Origin of the sequence: Micromonospora sp. NPDC023644 (assembly GCF_040640115.1) — a bacterium.
Taxonomy (GTDB): domain Bacteria; phylum Actinomycetota; class Actinomycetes; order Mycobacteriales; family Micromonosporaceae; genus Micromonospora.
This window is the reverse complement of the sequence record NZ_JBFABA010000016.1, coordinates 1-15434: the sequence shown is the minus strand read 5'-3', so window position 1 is coordinate 15434 and position 15434 is coordinate 1. Positions and strand designations below refer to the sequence as shown.

Annotated in this window: 17 protein-coding genes; 9 read left to right on the top strand and 8 right to left on the bottom strand. The window is 72.9% G+C overall.

The features are described from left to right. Window positions 1-58: 58 nt before the first annotated feature. Complete coding sequence (locus tag AB0G08_RS14900; protein ID WP_357873113.1) at window positions 59-892, bottom strand: cytochrome c; 834 nt, start codon at window positions 890-892, stop codon at window positions 59-61. 72 nt (window positions 893-964) lie between these two features. Then, window positions 965-1564: a heme-copper oxidase subunit III gene (locus tag AB0G08_RS14895; protein ID WP_357873110.1), complete on the bottom strand. Its 600-nt coding sequence runs from the start codon at window positions 1562-1564 to the stop codon at window positions 965-967. Window positions 1565-1672: 108 nt separating this feature from the next. Between AB0G08_RS14895 and AB0G08_RS14890 the strand changes: the two genes are divergently transcribed. The 4 genes from AB0G08_RS14890 (at window position 1673) to AB0G08_RS14875 (ending at window position 4689) form a co-directional block, all read left to right on the top strand. Further along, complete coding sequence (locus tag AB0G08_RS14890) at window positions 1673-2617, top strand: cytochrome c oxidase assembly protein (protein WP_358087421.1); 945 nt, start codon at window positions 1673-1675, stop codon at window positions 2615-2617. A gap of 184 nt (window positions 2618-2801) precedes the next feature. Further along, on the top strand, window positions 2802-3197 hold the full coding sequence (locus AB0G08_RS14885; protein WP_357873104.1) for a hypothetical protein: 396 nt from the start codon (window positions 2802-2804) through the stop codon (window positions 3195-3197). An 86-nt stretch (window positions 3198-3283) separates the two neighbouring features. Further along, the gene (trpD, locus tag AB0G08_RS14880) at window positions 3284-4330 is read left to right on the top strand and encodes an anthranilate phosphoribosyltransferase (protein ID WP_358087419.1); all 1047 of its coding nucleotides are present in this window, start codon (window positions 3284-3286) and stop codon (window positions 4328-4330) included. Window positions 4331-4485: 155 nt separating this feature from the next. Further along, entirely contained in the window at window positions 4486-4689 is a 204-nt protein-coding gene (locus tag AB0G08_RS14875; protein WP_358087417.1) for a hypothetical protein, read from the top strand. 233 nt (window positions 4690-4922) lie between these two features. Here AB0G08_RS14875 and AB0G08_RS14870 read toward each other — a convergent pair whose 3' ends face one another. Beyond that, the gene (locus tag AB0G08_RS14870; protein ID WP_357873095.1) at window positions 4923-5351 is read right to left on the bottom strand and encodes a cytochrome c oxidase subunit 4; all 429 of its coding nucleotides are present in this window, start codon (window positions 5349-5351) and stop codon (window positions 4923-4925) included. A gap of 10 nt (window positions 5352-5361) precedes the next feature. After that, window positions 5362-6333, bottom strand: coding sequence for a cytochrome c oxidase subunit II (coxB, locus tag AB0G08_RS14865; RefSeq protein ID WP_358087415.1), 972 nt, complete (start codon window positions 6331-6333; stop codon window positions 5362-5364). A gap of 189 nt (window positions 6334-6522) precedes the next feature. Between coxB and AB0G08_RS14860 the strand changes: the two genes are divergently transcribed. Together AB0G08_RS14860 and AB0G08_RS14855 are read left to right on the top strand one after the other, a co-directional pair. Beyond that, window positions 6523-7674: an aminotransferase class V-fold PLP-dependent enzyme gene (locus AB0G08_RS14860; protein ID WP_358087414.1), complete on the top strand. Its 1152-nt coding sequence runs from the start codon at window positions 6523-6525 to the stop codon at window positions 7672-7674. Next, a complete protein-coding gene (locus AB0G08_RS14855) occupies window positions 7671-7904 on the top strand; it encodes a sulfurtransferase TusA family protein (protein WP_358087413.1) in 234 nt (77 codons plus the stop codon). Before AB0G08_RS14860 ends, AB0G08_RS14855 begins: the two co-directional genes overlap by 4 nt. A 66-nt stretch (window positions 7905-7970) precedes the next feature. Here AB0G08_RS14855 and AB0G08_RS14850 read toward each other — a convergent pair whose 3' ends face one another. The 3 genes from AB0G08_RS14850 to AB0G08_RS14840 all read right to left on the bottom strand — a co-directional run bounded on the left by AB0G08_RS14850 (window position 7971) and on the right by AB0G08_RS14840 (window position 10790). After that, window positions 7971-8948, bottom strand: coding sequence for a carbohydrate kinase family protein (locus AB0G08_RS14850; RefSeq protein ID WP_358087412.1), 978 nt, complete (start codon window positions 8946-8948; stop codon window positions 7971-7973). A 169-nt stretch (window positions 8949-9117) separates the two neighbouring features. Further along, complete coding sequence (gene erpA, locus AB0G08_RS14845) at window positions 9118-9486, bottom strand: iron-sulfur cluster insertion protein ErpA (RefSeq protein WP_088999157.1); 369 nt, start codon at window positions 9484-9486, stop codon at window positions 9118-9120. 164 nt (window positions 9487-9650) lie between these two features. Then, entirely contained in the window at window positions 9651-10790 is a 1140-nt protein-coding gene (locus AB0G08_RS14840; protein ID WP_358087411.1) for a glycerate kinase, read from the bottom strand. 68 nt (window positions 10791-10858) lie between these two features. On the opposite strand from AB0G08_RS14840, the gene nadA reads away from it, so the two are divergent. The 3 genes from nadA (at window position 10859) to AB0G08_RS14825 (ending at window position 14309) form a co-directional block, all read left to right on the top strand. Next, window positions 10859-12058 (top strand): quinolinate synthase NadA, encoded by a 1200-nt coding sequence (gene nadA / locus AB0G08_RS14835; protein ID WP_358087410.1) that lies wholly within the window; start codon window positions 10859-10861, stop codon window positions 12056-12058. A 135-nt stretch (window positions 12059-12193) separates the two neighbouring features. Further along, window positions 12194-13627, top strand: a complete 1434-nt coding sequence (murA, locus tag AB0G08_RS14830; RefSeq protein ID WP_358087408.1) for a UDP-N-acetylglucosamine 1-carboxyvinyltransferase — start codon at window positions 12194-12196, stop codon at window positions 13625-13627. A 73-nt stretch (window positions 13628-13700) separates the two neighbouring features. Then, entirely contained in the window at window positions 13701-14309 is a 609-nt protein-coding gene (locus AB0G08_RS14825) for a DUF3043 domain-containing protein (protein WP_358087406.1), read from the top strand. Window positions 14310-14368: 59 nt separating this feature from the next. On the opposite strand, the gene AB0G08_RS14820 is transcribed toward AB0G08_RS14825, so the two are convergent. After that, the gene (locus AB0G08_RS14820; protein ID WP_358087549.1) at window positions 14369-15331 is read right to left on the bottom strand and encodes an ATP-binding cassette domain-containing protein; all 963 of its coding nucleotides are present in this window, start codon (window positions 15329-15331) and stop codon (window positions 14369-14371) included. Window positions 15332-15434: the final 103 nt, after the last annotated feature.

Here is a 15434-nt window from a genome sequence, read left to right as displayed (position 1 = left end):
TCGCTACGGGCGGTGCCGCGCTGCGGCACCACGGCACTGAATCGGATGAGCCGCCCGGTCACGACTTGCCCGCAATCCACAGGCTCGCGAAGACGAGCGCGACGATGCCCACCAGGAAGATCGCCAGGCCCTCGGTGGACGGCCCGTACCGACCGAGGTTGAAGCCGCCCGGGTCCTGGTCGTGCTTCAGGGTCTCCTGGATGTAGGCGATGAGGTCCGCCTTCTGGTCCGGGGAGATCTGGTTGTCGCCGAAGACCGGCATGTTCTGCGGGCCGCTCAGCATCGCGGCGTAGATCTGCCGGTCGGTGGCCGGGCGCAGGCTCGGCGCGTACTTGCCGGAGGAGAGGGCGCCGCCGCCACCGCCGAAGGCGTGGCACTGCGCGCAGTTGATCCGGAACAGCTCGCCACCGGCGGCGATGTTGCCGTCGGAGTGCAGGTCGTCACCGTTGGGCACCACCGGCCCGCCGCCGAGCTCCTGGACGTACTGCGCGAGCTGGCGGACCTCCTCGTCGGTGAAGAGCTCCGGCTTGCGCTGGGCCTGGGCCTCCTGCCGGGCCATCGGCATGCGGCCGGAGCCGACCTGGAACTCGACCGAGGCCGCGCCGACGCCGATCAGGCTCGGCCCGCGTCCCTCGACGCCCTGGGCGTTGCGACCGTGACAGGTCACACAGCTCACGTCGAACAGCGCCTTGCCCTCCGCGGCGGCACCGGTGAGCGGGGTGTCCTGCGCCTGCACGCCGGGGGCGAAGACGGTGTAGGCGCCGCCGGCCAGCATCAGCGCGGCGAACAGCCGGACCGCGGCACCCAGCCGGCGGCGGCCCCTGCTGCGCGCCGCGGGCCGCTCGCGCAGCCGCGCGAGCAGACCGCGTCGGCGGTCGTTGTCAGAAGTCATGACCTGTGTCCTTAACCGGTTGGACCTTGTCTCAGGGGACGGAGCAGCGGCGCGGTTCGTGACGCGCCAAGATCACTGAAGCCAGTAGATCATGGCGTAGAGCCCGATCCACACGACGTCGACGAAGTGCCAGTAGTAGGACACGACGATCGCCGACGTGGCCTGCGCCGGCGTGAACCGGCCCATGGTGGTGCGGATCATGAAGATGACGAAGGCGACCAGACCGCCGGCCACGTGCAGGCCGTGGAAGCCGGTGGTCAGGTAGAACATCGACCCGTAACCGTCTTCGTTGATCTTGATGCCCTCGTGCACCAGCTCGCGGTACTCGTTGAGCTGGCCGAGGACGAAGATCAGGCCCATCACGAAGGTGATCGTGAACCAGCGCCGCAGCGCGTGGACGTCACCCTTCTCGGCGGCGAACACACCGAGCTGGCAGGTCACCGAGGACAACACCAGGATCACCGTGAAGGTGGTCGCGTAGGGGATGTTGAGGTGCTCGGTGTGCTTCGCCCACTGCTCCGGCGCCGCCGCGCGGATGGAGAAGTACATCGCGAACAGCGCCGCGAAGAACATGAGTTCGCTGGAGAGCCACACGATCGTCCCGACGCTGACCATGTTGGGTCGGGTCAGGGAGTGGATCCGGCTCTTGTCAATGGCTGGGGCCGCAGTCACGCGGTCATTATTGCCCTTGACCGGGGCCGGCGATCAGCGGGGGGCCAAACCCGTGGCATCCACAGCCCGATCGGGGCAGTCCGGTTCGCCTGACCTAGGCTGAAAAGCGTGCTGCACGCCGATCCGATCTCCGCCGCAGCCGCCGTCGCCGCGCCGGCGGCGACCGCGGCCACCCCGCCGCCGTTCACCGTCACCTCGGTGTTCACCGAGACGAAGCTGGACAGCTGGCTCGCCGTCGGCCTGGTGCTGGCCGCCGGCGTCTACCTCTACGGGGTGCACCGGCTGCGGGTCCGGGGCGACCGGTGGCCGGTCGCCAGGACCGTCTTCTTCCTCGGCCCCGGCCTCGGCGGCATCGCGGCGGTCACCGTCAGCGGCCTGCACGCGTACGACACGGCGCTGCTGTCGGTGCACATGGTCCAGCACATGGTGCTCTCCATGATCTCGCCGATCTTCCTCGCGCTGGGCGCGCCGGTGACGCTGGCCCTGCGCACCCTGCCGCCGCGACCGCGCAAGCGGCTGCTGGCGGTCGTGCACAGCCGGATCGCGCGGATCTACAGCTTCCCCCTGGTGGCGTTCACCATCTTCGTGGTGAACCCGTTCGCGCTCTACTTCACCGACCTGTACCGCTACACGCTGGAGCACGTGTGGGCGCACGAGGTCGTGCACGCGCACTTCATCATGACCGGCTGCGTGTTCTTCTGGCCGCTGCTCGGCCTCGACCCGCTGCCGGGCCGCTGGCCGTACCCGGCCCGGGCGCTGCTGATGCTGCTCTCCGTGCCGTTCCACACCGTGCTCGGGCTCACCATCATGCAGAGCAGCACGCTGTTCGGCGGCGACTGGTACCCGTCGCTGGGGCTGACCTGGTCGGACCCGTGGCAGGACCAGGTGGTCGCCGGGGGCATCCTCTGGGCCGGCGGCGAGTTCGTCAGCGTGACCATGCTGGCCGTGCTGGTCGTGCAGTGGATGCGGCACGCCGAGCGGGAGGCCCGCCGCGTCGACCGCGACCTGGACCGCCAGGAGGCCCGGCAGCGCGCCACGGAGGCCACCGCCTGAAGCCGTGCCGGCGGCAGGCCCCGACCCCGCCCCGGCCGGACGTCGCACACCTCACACCGCCCGGTACCATCAGCGGGCGGCCACGAGGTGGGAGCCAGTCCCGCCGAGGAGCGCGCAGCGAACGAATCATCGAGCTCAGTGTGATGGTGCCGCACGACGGCACGGAGCGAAGCGGAGTGCCGGCATGAGCGATCGTCTTTGCACCGTCCTGCTCTACAGCGACGACCCGGAGGTCCGCGACCGGATGCGGCTCGCCGTCGGACCGCGCCCCGCGCCCGGTCTGCGGATCGAGTTCGTCGAGGCGTCCACCTACGCCGAGTGCGTCCGGCTCGTCGACGACTACGAGATCGACCTGCTGGTGCTCGACGGCGAGGCGAGCCCGGGCGGCGGCATCGGCATCGCCCGGCAGATCAAGGACGACCGGGACGACGCCCCCCCGACCTGCGTGGTGATCGCCCGCGCCGCCGACCGGTGGCTGGCGGCCTACGCCGAGGTCGACGCCACCCTGGTGCACCCGCTCGACCCGGTGACCACCGGCACCACGGTGGCCGAGCTGCTGCGGACGCACGCACCCGCCTGACGTCCCCCGCTCCGGCCGCCACGGCGCCGGGCCGACCGGTGCCGGTTCCATCCCACCCCGCATCTCGCACGCTCGGGAGGCCCGCCATGGGCGATCGGACCTGGCCGCACCTGCTCAACGCGCTGCTGCGCGGCGAGGAACTCGCCACCGCCGACACCGCCTGGGCGATGGGCGAGATCATGGCCGGCTCGGCCGCCCCGGCGCAGATGGCGGGCTTCGTCGTCGCGCTGCGGGCCAAGGGCGAGACCCCGGCCGAGCTGGCCGGCCTCGTGGAGGCGATGCTGGGCCGGGCCGTCGCGGTCGAGCTGCCCGACGAGCTGCGCGCCACCGCCCTCGACGTGGTCGGCACCGGCGGTGACCTCGCGCACACGGTCAACATCTCGACCATGGCCTCGCTGGTGGTGGCCGGCGCCGGCGTCCGCGTGGTCAAGCACGGCAACCGCGCGGCCTCCTCCTCGTGCGGCACCGCCGACGTGCTGGAGTTCCTCGGCGTGCCGCTCGACCTGGGCCCGGAGGGGGTGGCCCGGTGCGTCGCCGAGGTCGGCATCGGCTTCTGCTTCGCGGCCCGGTTCCACCCCGGGATGCGGCACACCGGCCCGGTGCGCCGGGAGCTGGGCGTGCCCACCGTGTTCAACTTCCTCGGCCCGCTGACCAACCCGGCGCGGCCCCGCGCCGCCGCAGTCGGCTGCTTCGACCGCCGGATGGCCTCGGTGGTGGCCGACGTCTTCGCCGCCCGCGGCGACTCGGTGCTGGTGATGCGCGGCGAGGACGGGCTGGACGAGTTCACGACCGCCGCGCCGACGCGCGTCTGGGCGGCCCAGGGCGGCGTCGTCAGGGAGTCGCTGCTGGACGCGGTCGACCTCGGCGTACCCCGGGCCACCCTGGCCGACCTGCGGGGTGGTGACGCCGCCTTCAACGCCGACGTGGTCCGCCGGCTGCTGGCCGGCGAGACCGGCCCGGTGCGCGACGCCGTCCTGGTCAACGCGGCAGCGGCGCTGGCCACGCAGGGCCCGCTCGACGGCGACCTCACCGAGGCGCTGCGGGCCGGGATGGCGCGGGCGGCCGAGTCCGTCGACTCCGGGGCCGCCGCCCGCGTCCTCGACCGCTGGATCGAGGTCGCGCGCGCCCTCTGAGCGCCGGGCGCCGCCCCGGGTGCCGCCGGAGGTTGTCGGACCCCCGTGGGAAACTACAGCTGAGTAGTTCCCACCACCGTCCTGCGCCGTCGAGCGCGGCAGTCCCGTCGGGCGTGTGCCACACCCCCGCGGGACCGGAGCGAGAGGAGACGCCCGTGTCGGAGCGCGAGCTCTACTGCGACACCTGTGAGGGCGTCGAGCCGTTCGAGGCGCCACCGTGCACCGACGGCCACGGCGCCGACTGCCCCGAACTGGTCTGCACGGGCTGCGGCGCGGCCCTGCTCGTCGCCACCGTCACGTTCCACCCGGCACGCCCGGCCGACCGGCGGCGCCCGCCGGCCCACCGCCGCGCCGCCTGAGCCCACGGCCGCGCCGCCTGAACCCACCGCCGCGCCGCCTGAACCCACCGCCGTCGCGGCGCCCTGAGCCGTGGCGACCGTGGCGCTCCCCAGCGGCGGCGTGCTCGCGACGCCGCACCGTCCGATGCGGGGGCGTCCGACCCGTACATCAGCCCGTGACGACCGAAGGCCCGCCTCCCGAGGGAGGCGGGCCTTCGTGACGTTCGTGGGTCGCCGTCGGCGCGACCAGCGGATCAGTGCTCGGCGGTGCGCCGGGTGCCGCTGTAGTACTCGAACAGCAGGCCGCAGACGGAGAACGTGACCGCCACCATGCCGAGGCCGAGCAGCCAGAACTGCCAGAACGCGAGGCCGAAGCCGGCGAGCCCGACGGCCAGCGCCAGGCCGAACGGCCAGTAGCTGCCCGGGCTGAAGAAGCCGATCTCGCCCGCGCCGTCGGCGATCTCACCGTCCGGCCGGTCCTCCGGCCGCAGGTCGATCCGGCGGGAGACGAACCAGAAGAAGCCGCCGCACATCGAGCAGAGCAGGAAGCTCAGCAGCAGGGCGACCGTGCCCACCCACTCGACCTGACCGCCGGCGTCGGCGGCGGTCCACCCGCCGTAGAGGGCGGTGGCGAAGAGCAGGAACCCGGCGATGACCAGGAAGATGCGCCACTCGGTCTTCATGCCCGATCCCTCAGCTTCCCGCGCCGGCCGGCGCGTCGTCGGGGTTGAAGTTGGCCTCGGTGCGGCGGGTCTCGAACGGCTTCGTGGTCTTCGCGTACGGGTCCTCGCCGATGGCCGTCAGCGCCTCCTGCGTGGACTTGCCGTCCCGCTTGGCCGCCAGGAACTGCTCGTACTTCTCCGGGGAGACGACCCGCAGCTCGAAGTTCATGAAGGCGTGGTAGCTGCCGCAGAGCTCGGCGCAGCGGCCGACGTAGGCGCCCTCGGCCTCCAGCTTCGAGACCTCGAAGACGTTGCGGATCTTGCCCGGCATGACGTCGCGCTTGAAGAGCAGCTCCGGCACCCAGAACGAGTGGATGACGTCGCGGCTGGTCTCCTCGAACCGGATGGACCGGTCGGTCGGCAGCACCAGGATCGGGATGACCTCGCTGGTGCCGAGCACGGAGGCGACGGTGTTGGCGTCCTGGCCCTGGCCGTCGCGGTAGTTGAACTGCCAGTTCCACTTGAACGCGACCACCTCGACCGTGACGTCGGGGTTCTTGGTCGTCCGCACCACGTCGGTCTGCACGATCGCCGTGTAGTAGAAGAGCACGGAGACGATCAGGATCGGCGCGATGGTGTAGAGGAACTCCATCGGCATGTTGTAACGGGTCTGCACCGGCAGCTCGTTGCCCCGCTTGCGGTAGCGCACGACGCACCAGAAGATCAGGCCCCACACGAAGACGCCGACCGCGAGCGCCGCGATGCACGAGGCGATCCACAGGTCGTACATCCGGTGCGACTCGGGGGAGATGCCACCCTGCGGCCAGCCGAAGCCGCCGAACGCCGCGCCGACGTCGCAGCCCGTGAGCAGGACCAGCAGCGCCGCTCCGCCGAGACCGAGCCCGGCGATCCGACCGGCACCACGTCCCCGGCGCCCACCGGCTCCTGGGGAAGCGCTGTGCCGTACGGCCGACGGCCGTACCTCCGAACTCCTTGCGACCACCTGGTCCTGCCTCCCTAGCGCGCCGCGGTGTCTTGTCCCTGCCCTCCGCCTACGGAGCGACAGCACCAGCGGCAAAGGCGTCACCGACGGTCGCAGATTACTCGACCATGACGGGCTGGACCGTGTTGGGGTCGCTGTCGGCCCCCATCGGGGGGATCTTGGGCATACCGGCGCGATACGTTGGCGTGCGTGAGCGCATCCCCGGTCTACCTGGACGCGGCGACCGCCGCGCCGCTGCACCCGGTCGCCCGGCAGGCGCTGCTGGCCGCCCTCGACGACGGCTGGGCCGACCCCGGCCGGCTCTACACGCAGGCCCGCCGCGCCCGCCAACTCCTCGACGCCGCCCGCGAGGCCTGCGCGCAGACGCTCGGCGTCCGCGCCGACGAGCTCTCCTTCACCCCCAGCGGTACGACGGCCGCGCACTCCGCCGTGCTGGGCGGCCTGGCCGGCCGGCGGCGGGTCGGTCCCGCCCTGGTGCACTCCGCGATCGAGCACTCGGCGGTGCTGCACGCCGCCGAGCAGCACGTCGCCGCGGGCGGCACGGCCACGTCCGTACCGGTGGACCGGCTGGGCCGGCTCGACCTGGACGGCTGGGCGGCGGCGGTCCGGGCGCCGGGGGTGGCGCTGGCCGCGCTGATCGCCGCCAGCCACGAGGTCGGCACGCTACAGCCGGTGACCGGGGCGGCGCGGGAGTGCGCCGAGGCCGGGGTGCCGCTGTACGTGGACGCCGCCCAGGTGGTGGGCCGGGCCCCGGTGCCGACGGGCTGGTCGGTGCTGACCGCCAGCGCGCACAAGTGGGGCGGGCCGCCCGGGGTGGGGCTGCTGGTCGTGCGCAAGGGCACCCGCTGGGAGTCGCCCTGGCCGGCCGACGAGCGGGAGGCGGGGCGTACGCCGGGAACGCTCAACCTGCCGGCGGTGGTGGCGGCGGCGGCGAGCCTGCGCGCGGCGGCGGCCGACGCCACGGCCGAGGCGGCCCGGCTGACGCCGCTGGTGGCCCGGATCCGGGCCCGGGTGGCGGCGGAGGTGCCCGACGTGGAGGTGGTGGGTGATCCCGACCACCGCCTGCCGCACCTGGTGACCTTCTCCTGCCTCTACGTCGACGGCGAGGCCCTGCTGCACGCGCTCGACCGGCGCGGGTTCGCCGTCTCCTCGGGCTCCTCGTGCACGGCGTCGACGCTGCGGCCGTCGCACGTGCTGGAGGCGATGGGGGTGCTCTCGCACGGCAACGTACGGGTCTCGCTGCACCGGGGGACGACGGAGGCCGACGTCGAGAGGTTCCTCACCGAGTTGCCCGGCATCGTGGCGGAGCTGCGCGCCGAGGCCGGGGTGGTGGGGCTGTGACGGTGCCGGCGGAGGTCCTCGACTGCCGGGGGCAGCGCTGCCCGCTGCCGGTGATCGCGGTGGCCCGGCGGCTGCCCGAGCTGCCCGTCGGCGCGGTGGTGCGGGTGCTCGCCGACGACCCGGCTGCGGCGGTCGACATCCCGGCCTGGTGCCGGATGCGCGGCCAGGAGTTCCTCGGCACGGTCCCGGGCCCCGACGGCCCCGCCTTCGACGTCCGCCGCCGCCACTGACCCGGGCCGCCGGGGGTGGTCCCGCCCACTCCCCCGGCAGCCCGGCGAACGCGGCCGGCGGCGGTGTTACGGCACGAGGTACGGGCGGACGTCCTCGGCGGCCACGTCGCCGTACGACTCGGCCAGGCGCTTGACGAACAGGTCGCGACGGACCTCGTACTCCTGCGTGCCGACGGTCTCCAGCACCAGCGTGGCGAGCAGGGAGCCGACCTGGGCGGCCCGCTCCAGCCCGAGCCCCCAGGAGAGCGCGGTGAAGAAGCCGGCCCGGAACCCGTCGCCGACGCCCGTCGGGTCGACCGCCCGGGTCTCCCGCGCGATCGGCACGTGGATGGGGTCGAAGTCGCGCCCGGCGATCTCCACCCCGTGCTTGCCCAGCGTCGTGACCCGGACCTTGACCCGGTCGAGCAGCTGCGCGTCGGTCAGCCCGGCCTTGCTCTGCAGCAGCGACTTCTCGTAGTCGTTGGTCATCAGGTACTCGGCGCCCTCGATCAGCGCGACGACGTCCTCGCCCTCCATCCGGGCGAGCTGCTGGGACGGGTCGGCGGCGAACGGGTAGCCCCGGTCCCGGCACTCGGCGGAGTGCCGCAGCATCGCCTCCGGGTCGTTCGCGCCCACCAGGACCAGGTCCAGCCCGTCGAGGCGGCGGGCCACCGGCGCCAGCTCGATGTTGCGGGCCTCGCTCATCGCCCCGGCGTAGAAGGAGGCGATCTGGCACATGTCGGTGTCCGTGGTGCAGACGAAACGGGCGGTGTGTGCCACCTCGCTGACGTGCACCGAGTCGCAGTCGACGCCGTGGCGCTCCAGCCAGGAGCGGTAGTCGGCGAAGTCCGCGCCGACCGCGCCGACCAGGACCGGGCGCATGCCGAGCTGCCCCATGCCGAAGGCGATGTTCGCCGCCACCCCGCCGCGGCGCAGCACCAGGTCGTCCACCAGGAAGGAGAGCGAGACCTTGTGCAGCTGGTCGGCGAGGAGCTGGTCGGCGAAGCGGCCGGGGAAGCTCATCAGATGGTCGGTGGCGATCGAGCCGGTCACGGCGATCTTCATGTCAACCTCGGGGTCGGGAGCAGGGCGCCGGTCAGCCTACCGGCCCGGCCCTCTCAGGATGACCTGTCGGTCGGCCCCAAATCATCTTCCCGACAGCGCATCCCCGAGCGCAAAACGACGACGGGGCCGCCCCGGAGGACGGCCCCGCCGTGGTCAGCGGAGGTCTGGCTCAGCTGAACGAGTCACCGCAGGCGCAGGAGTTGCCCGCGTTGGGGTTGTCGATGGTGAAGCCCTGGGCGTCGATCCGGTCGGCGAAGTCGATGGTGGCGCCGGCCAGGTAGGGGGCGCTCATCCGGTCGACGACGACCCCGACACCGTCGTAGTCGGTGACGACGTCACCGTCGAGCGACCGCTCGTCGAAGAAGAGCTGGTACCGCAGGCCGGAGCAGCCACCCGGCTGCACGGCGACCCGGAGCCGCAGGTCGTCGCGGCCCTCCTGCTCGATCAGGGCCTTGACCTTCTGCGCCGCGACGTCGGTGAGGACGACGGACGTGGGGGCCTTGGCCTCGGTCGACTCGGTCTGCGCTGGCGTGGTCACGTGAAATCTCCCTGCGCGGTTGGGTCCGGACGCACTGGCCAACATCTCGTGTCGCCCAGCCATTCCCGGTGTGGTCCAGATCCGATGGTACGCCGCCGCGGCCGGTCCCACCCGTCCGGCGTGACCTGGGCCGCCGCCCGGTGCGGGGTGCGCGGGGGGTCGGGTCAGCGGCTCCACTGCCGGGCCAGCCGGGTGCCGAGCGCCCGCAGCCCCTCGGCCGGGCGCTCCATCGCGGCGGCCAGCCCGCCGTGTTCCTCGCCCCCGAAGTGCTCCACGAGGCTGTAGGCGTCGGTCACCCCGGCCGCCCCGGCCTCCCGCCGGCCGGTGCTCACCTGGCCGGCGAGCACCACACAGGGCACGCCCCGGTCCCGGGCGGCGCCGGCCACCCCGGCCACCACCTTGCCGCGCAGCGACTGGTGGTCGAACGAGCCCTCCCCGGTGATCACCAGGTCGACCTCGTCGAGCGTGGCGTCCAGCCCGATCGCCCGGGTCACCAGGCCGATGCCCGACTCGCAGTGCCCGCCCAGCGCCAGGACGGCCGCGCCCAGCCCGCCGGCCGCGCCGCCGCCGGGCAGCGCGCCCAGCCGTTCGGGGCAGCCGGGCAGGTCCCGCTCCAGCACGGCGGCGAAGCGCTCCAGCGCGGTGTCGAGCAGCAGCACGTCGGCCCGGTCGGCGCCCTTCTGCGGGCCGAACACGTTGCTGGCGCCGTGCAGGCCGAGCAGCGGGTTGTCCACGTCGGTGGCGGCCACCAGGCGGGCGTCGCGCAGCCGGGGCGCGCCGTCGAGGGCGTCCACCGCGCCGAGCGCGGCCCCGCCGTACGGCAGCGCCTGGCCGGTGGCGTCCAGCGGGGTCACGCCGAGCGCGGTGAACATGCCCGCGCCGCCGTCGTTGGTGCCGGAGCCGCCCAGCCCGATCACGACCGTCCGGGCGCCGGCCTCCACGGCGGCGGCGACCAGCACTCCCAGCCCGTACGAGGAGGTGACCTTCGGGTCCCGCTCGGCGCGGTCGAGCAGGTGCAGCCCGCACGCCTGGGCGCTCTCCAGCCAGGCGGTCGCCCCACCGTCGGTGAGCAGGATCTCACCGACCGCCGGGCGGCCGAGCGGGTCGACGGTCGGCACCGGGACCCGGCGCCCGCCGAGGGCGTCGGCGAGGACGTCGAGGAAGCCCGGCCCACCGTCTGACAGGGGCCGGACGAGCAGGTCGTCGGCGGGCGCGACCTCCCGCCAGCCGGTGGCCACGGCATCGGCGACCTGTGGGGCCGGCAGGGTGCCGGCGAACTTGTCCGGACAGAGCAGCACGCGCATGCCGAGCAGTGTGGCAGCACACACCGGTGCGGGCTGCGGTGCGGCCGCACTGTGGGACCATGGGGCACGTGACTTCGACCTGGGTGGAACCCTCCAACACCGCGACGGCACTGCTGCTGCTCGGCCGGGGCAGCGACCCCGCCACGGAGCGCGGCGTCGAGTGTCCTGGCGACCTGCCGGCGCCCAGCGACCCGGACCTGGTGGCCCGGGCGACGGCGGCGAAGGCGGAACTGGGCAGCAAGGTCTTCGTGCTGGGGCACCACTACCAGCGCGACGAGGTGATCCAGTTCGCCGACGTGACCGGCGACTCGTTCAAGCTGGCCCGCGAGGCGGCGGCCCGGCCCGACGCGGAGTACATCGTCTTCTGCGGCGTGCACTTCATGGCCGAGAGCGCCGACATCCTCACCTCGGACGCGCAGAAGGTCATCCTGCCCGACCTGGCCGCCGGCTGCTCGATGGCGGACATGGCGGTGCTGTCGCAGGTCGAGACCGCCTGGGACGTGCTCACCGAGCTGGGCATCGCGGCGGAGACCGTCCCGGTGACGTACATGAACTCCTCGGCGGACATCAAGGGCTTCGTCGGCCGCAACGGCGGCGTGGTCTGCACCTCGTCGAACGCGAAGCGGGCGCTGGAGTGGGCGTACCAGCAGGGGTCGAAGGTCTTCTTCTTCCCCGACCAGCACCTGGGCCGCAACACGGCGGTGCTGGAGATGGGCTTCTCGCTCGACGACTGCGTGCTCTACGACCCGCACAAGCCGAACGGCGGGCTCACCCCGCAGCAGCTGCGCGACGCGCGGATGATCCTGTGGCGCGGGCACTGCTCGGTGCACGGCCGCTTCACCCTCGACAGCGTCAACGACGTGCGGGAGCGGGTGCCGGGGGTGAACGTGCTGGTCCACCCCGAGTGCCGGCACGAGGTGGTCACCGCCGCCGACTTCGTCGGTTCGACGGAATACATCATCAAGGCCATCGAGGCGGCCCCGGCCGGCTCGGCCTGGGCGGTCGGCACCGAACTGAACCTGGTCCGCCGGCTCGCGCTGGCCCACCCGGACAAGCAGATCATGTTCCTGGACAAGGCCGTCTGCTACTGCTCGACCATGAACCGAATCGACCTGCCCCACCTCGTCTGGGCGTTGGAGGAGTTGGTGGCCGGTCGCCTGGTCAACCAGATCACCGTCGACCCGGACACCGCACACCACGCCCGGGTGGCGCTGGACCAGATGCTCGCGCTGCCCGGGGCCGACACCCCGCCGCCGGCAGCGAGCTGATCACGCTCCGTAGTGACTCTGGCACAGAAAAGGGTCGGATCACCGATTAGTACCCTCAGGGGCGATGTGCCCGGGTCCATGATCGTCACCGAGGGCTATGCTGCCGGTGCGACAACTCACGCGGGCCGTTTCGACATGGCCGCATCCCGGGTAGCGATGACAATCGTGAGCCCGACCATCAACACGGCAGCACCTGACGCGCTGGAGGTTGCGTTGACCGACGACGTCCTGGTCGTACACGGAGGTACTCCGCTCGAAGGGCGGATCCGCGTGCGCGGCGCGAAGAACCTGGTTTCGAAGGCGATGGTCGCCGCGCTGCTGGGCGACAGCCCGAGCCGACTGTTCGACGTGCCGAAGATCCGCGACGTCGAGGTGGTCCGTGGCCTGCTCGGCCTGCACGGGGTCAAGGTCACCGACGGCGGGGAGGACGGCGAGCTCGTCTTCGACCCGGCGAACGTGGAGAGCGCCAGCACGGACCAGATCAACGTGCACGCGGGCTCCAGCCGGATCCCGATCCTGTTCTGCGGGCCGCTGCTGCACCGCCTCGGCCACGCGTTCATCCCCGACCTCGGCGGCTGCCACATCGGGCCGCGCCCGATCGACTTCCACCTCCAGGCGCTGCGGGAGTTCGGTGCGACGGTCGAGAAGACCCCGGAGGGGCTGCACCTGTCGGCGCCGAACGGACTGCACGGCACCAAGTTCGCCCTGCCGTACCCGAGCGTCGGCGCGACCGAGCAGGTGCTGCTGACGGCCGTCATGGCCGAGGGCGTCACCGAGCTGCGCAACGCGGCGGTGGAGCCGGAGATCATCGACCTGATCTGCATCCTGCAGAAGATGGGCGCGATCATCAAGGTGCACACCGACCGGGTCATCGAGATCCAGGGTGTGCCGAGGCTGCACGGCTACACGCACCGGCCGATCCCGGACCGGATCGAGGCGGCGAGCTGGGCGGCGGCGGCGCTGGCCACCCGTGGCCACGTCGAGGTGCTCGGCGCGCAGCAGGCCGACATGATGACCTTCCTGAACATCTTCCGCTCCGTCGGCGGCGAGTACGAGGTCACCGACGCCCGGCCGCCGAAACTGGGCGACCCGGGCCAGGAGGGCGGGATCCGGTTCTGGCACCCGGGCGGCGAGCTGAACGCCGTGGCGCTGGAGACCGACGTGCACCCGGGCTTCATGACCGACTGGCAGCAGCCCCTGGTGGTGGCGCTGACCCAGGCCCGGGGCCTGTCGATCGTCCACGAGACGGTCTACGAGCAGCGGCTGGGCTACACCGAGGCGCTCAACTCGATGGGCGCCAACATCCAGGTCTACCGGGACTGCCTGGGCGGCACCCCGTGCCGCTTCGGCCGGCGCAACTTCAAGCACTCCGCGGTGATTGCGGGGCCGAGCAAGCTGCACGCCGCGGACCTGGTCATCCCCGACCTGCGGGCCGGTTTCAGCCACCTGATCGCCGCGCTGGCCGCGGAGGGCACCTCCCGGGTCTACGGCGTGGACCTGATCAACCGGGGCTACGAGGACTTCGAGGCGAAGCTGGCCGACCTGGGCGCGCACGTCGAGCGTCCGTAACGTCGACCACTCCCGTCCGCGCCCGGTGCACCGCGATGTGCACCGGGCGCCGTCGTTTGGCTACCCTTTCCGCGTGCCGTCGCTGTTTCGCCGCAAGTCCTCCGACCTCGTCGACGAGGCCGTCACTCCGGTGACCCCCGACGAGGAGTCCACGCCCGCCCAGCCCCGGGGCTACACCCCGAGCAAGAAGGAGCTGGGCAAGGCCACCCCGAAGCGGCCGACCGCCGGCCGCCGGCCGGCCGCGGCCAGCAAGCCGTTGACCAAGGAGGAGCAGCGGGAGCGCAAGCGCCAACTGCGCGCCGAGGCGGCGGCGGAGTTCCGCCGCGAGGGCGGCCCCCGCGACCGCGGCCCGGAGCGGCTCCTGGCCCGCAACGTGGTCGACTCCCGGCGTACGGTCGGCACCTGGTTCTTCGGTGGGGCCCTGATCGTGCTGATCGGCTCGAACGCCGCGATGCCCCCGGTCGTCCGCCTGGTCTCCAACATCCTCTGGGGCGCGCTCGCCTTGGGCGTGGTGGTCGACTCGGTCCTGATCTCGCGCAAGATCCGCAAGCTGGTGCGGGAGCGCTTCCCGAACACCGGGCAGCGGATGGGCTCGCTCTACCTCTACGCGATCATGCGGTCGATCACGTTCCGCCGGATGCGCGCCCCCGAGCCCCAGGTGAACATCGGCGACCCGGTCTGAGCCCGTCGCACCGACGGCCCCTCCCCGCCCGGCGGTGAGGGGCCGTCGCCGTCCCGGGGTCAGCGGCTGCGGTAGAGCCGGGCCACCACGTCCTCGATGTCCGGCTCGACGATCGAGACATCCCGCAGCGCGCCCAGCCCGGCCAGGGCCGCCACCACGTCCGCCACCCCCGCCGACTCCAGCGCGAAGACCAGCCGGTGCCCGTCGGCCTCCTGCCGGTGCAGCGGCGCGCCGGGCAGCACCGGCGGCGCGGGCAGCGGGGCGTCCAGGTCGGCGACGAGCAGGCGGCGCGAGCCGTACCGCTCGTGCAGCGCGGCGATCGACCCGTCGTGCACCACCCGCCCGTGGTCGACCACCACCAGGCGCCGGCAGAGCCGCTCGATGTCGGCCAGGTCGTGCGTGGTGAGCACCAGCGTCGTGTCCCCGGCCCGGCCCAGCTCGCCGAGGAAGCCGCGGACCGCCTGCTTGCTGACCACGTCGAGGCCGATGGTGGGCTCGTCGAGGAAGAGCACCTCGGGGCCGTGCAGCAGGGCGGCGGTCAGCTCGCCGCGCATCCGTTGCCCGAGGGAGAGCTGCCGGACGGGGGTGTCCAGGAAGGGATCCAGGTCGAGCAGGCTCCGGCAGCGGCGCAGCCGGGCGGCGTGCGCGTCGGCCGGCACCCGGTAGACGTGCCGCAGCAGCGCGAACGAGTCCCGCAGTGGCAGGTCCCACCAGAGCTGCGAGCGCTGGCCGAAGACCACGCCGACGCGCAGCGCGAGTCGGGTCCGCTGGGCCACCGGGCGCAGCCCGCACACGCGTACCTCGCCGGCCGAGGGCGTCAGCACGCCGGTGAACATCTTGAGCGTCGTCGACTTGCCGGCGCCGTTGGGCCCGATGTAGCCGAGCATCTCGCCGCGGGGCACCCGCAGGTCGATCCCGTCGACGGCGGTGACCCGCCGCTTCTCCCGCCGCAGCCGGCCGGCCCGCACCCGGACGGTGAACTCCTTGCGCAGCCCGTCGGCCACGATCACGTCGTCGCTCATGACCCCGTACTCCGGTAGTGGCGGATCCCGGTGCGCCAGGCCGCCGGCGACGAGCAGGCGGGTGCCGCCTCGACCCTCCTGGCCGCCGGTGCGTACGCGGCGG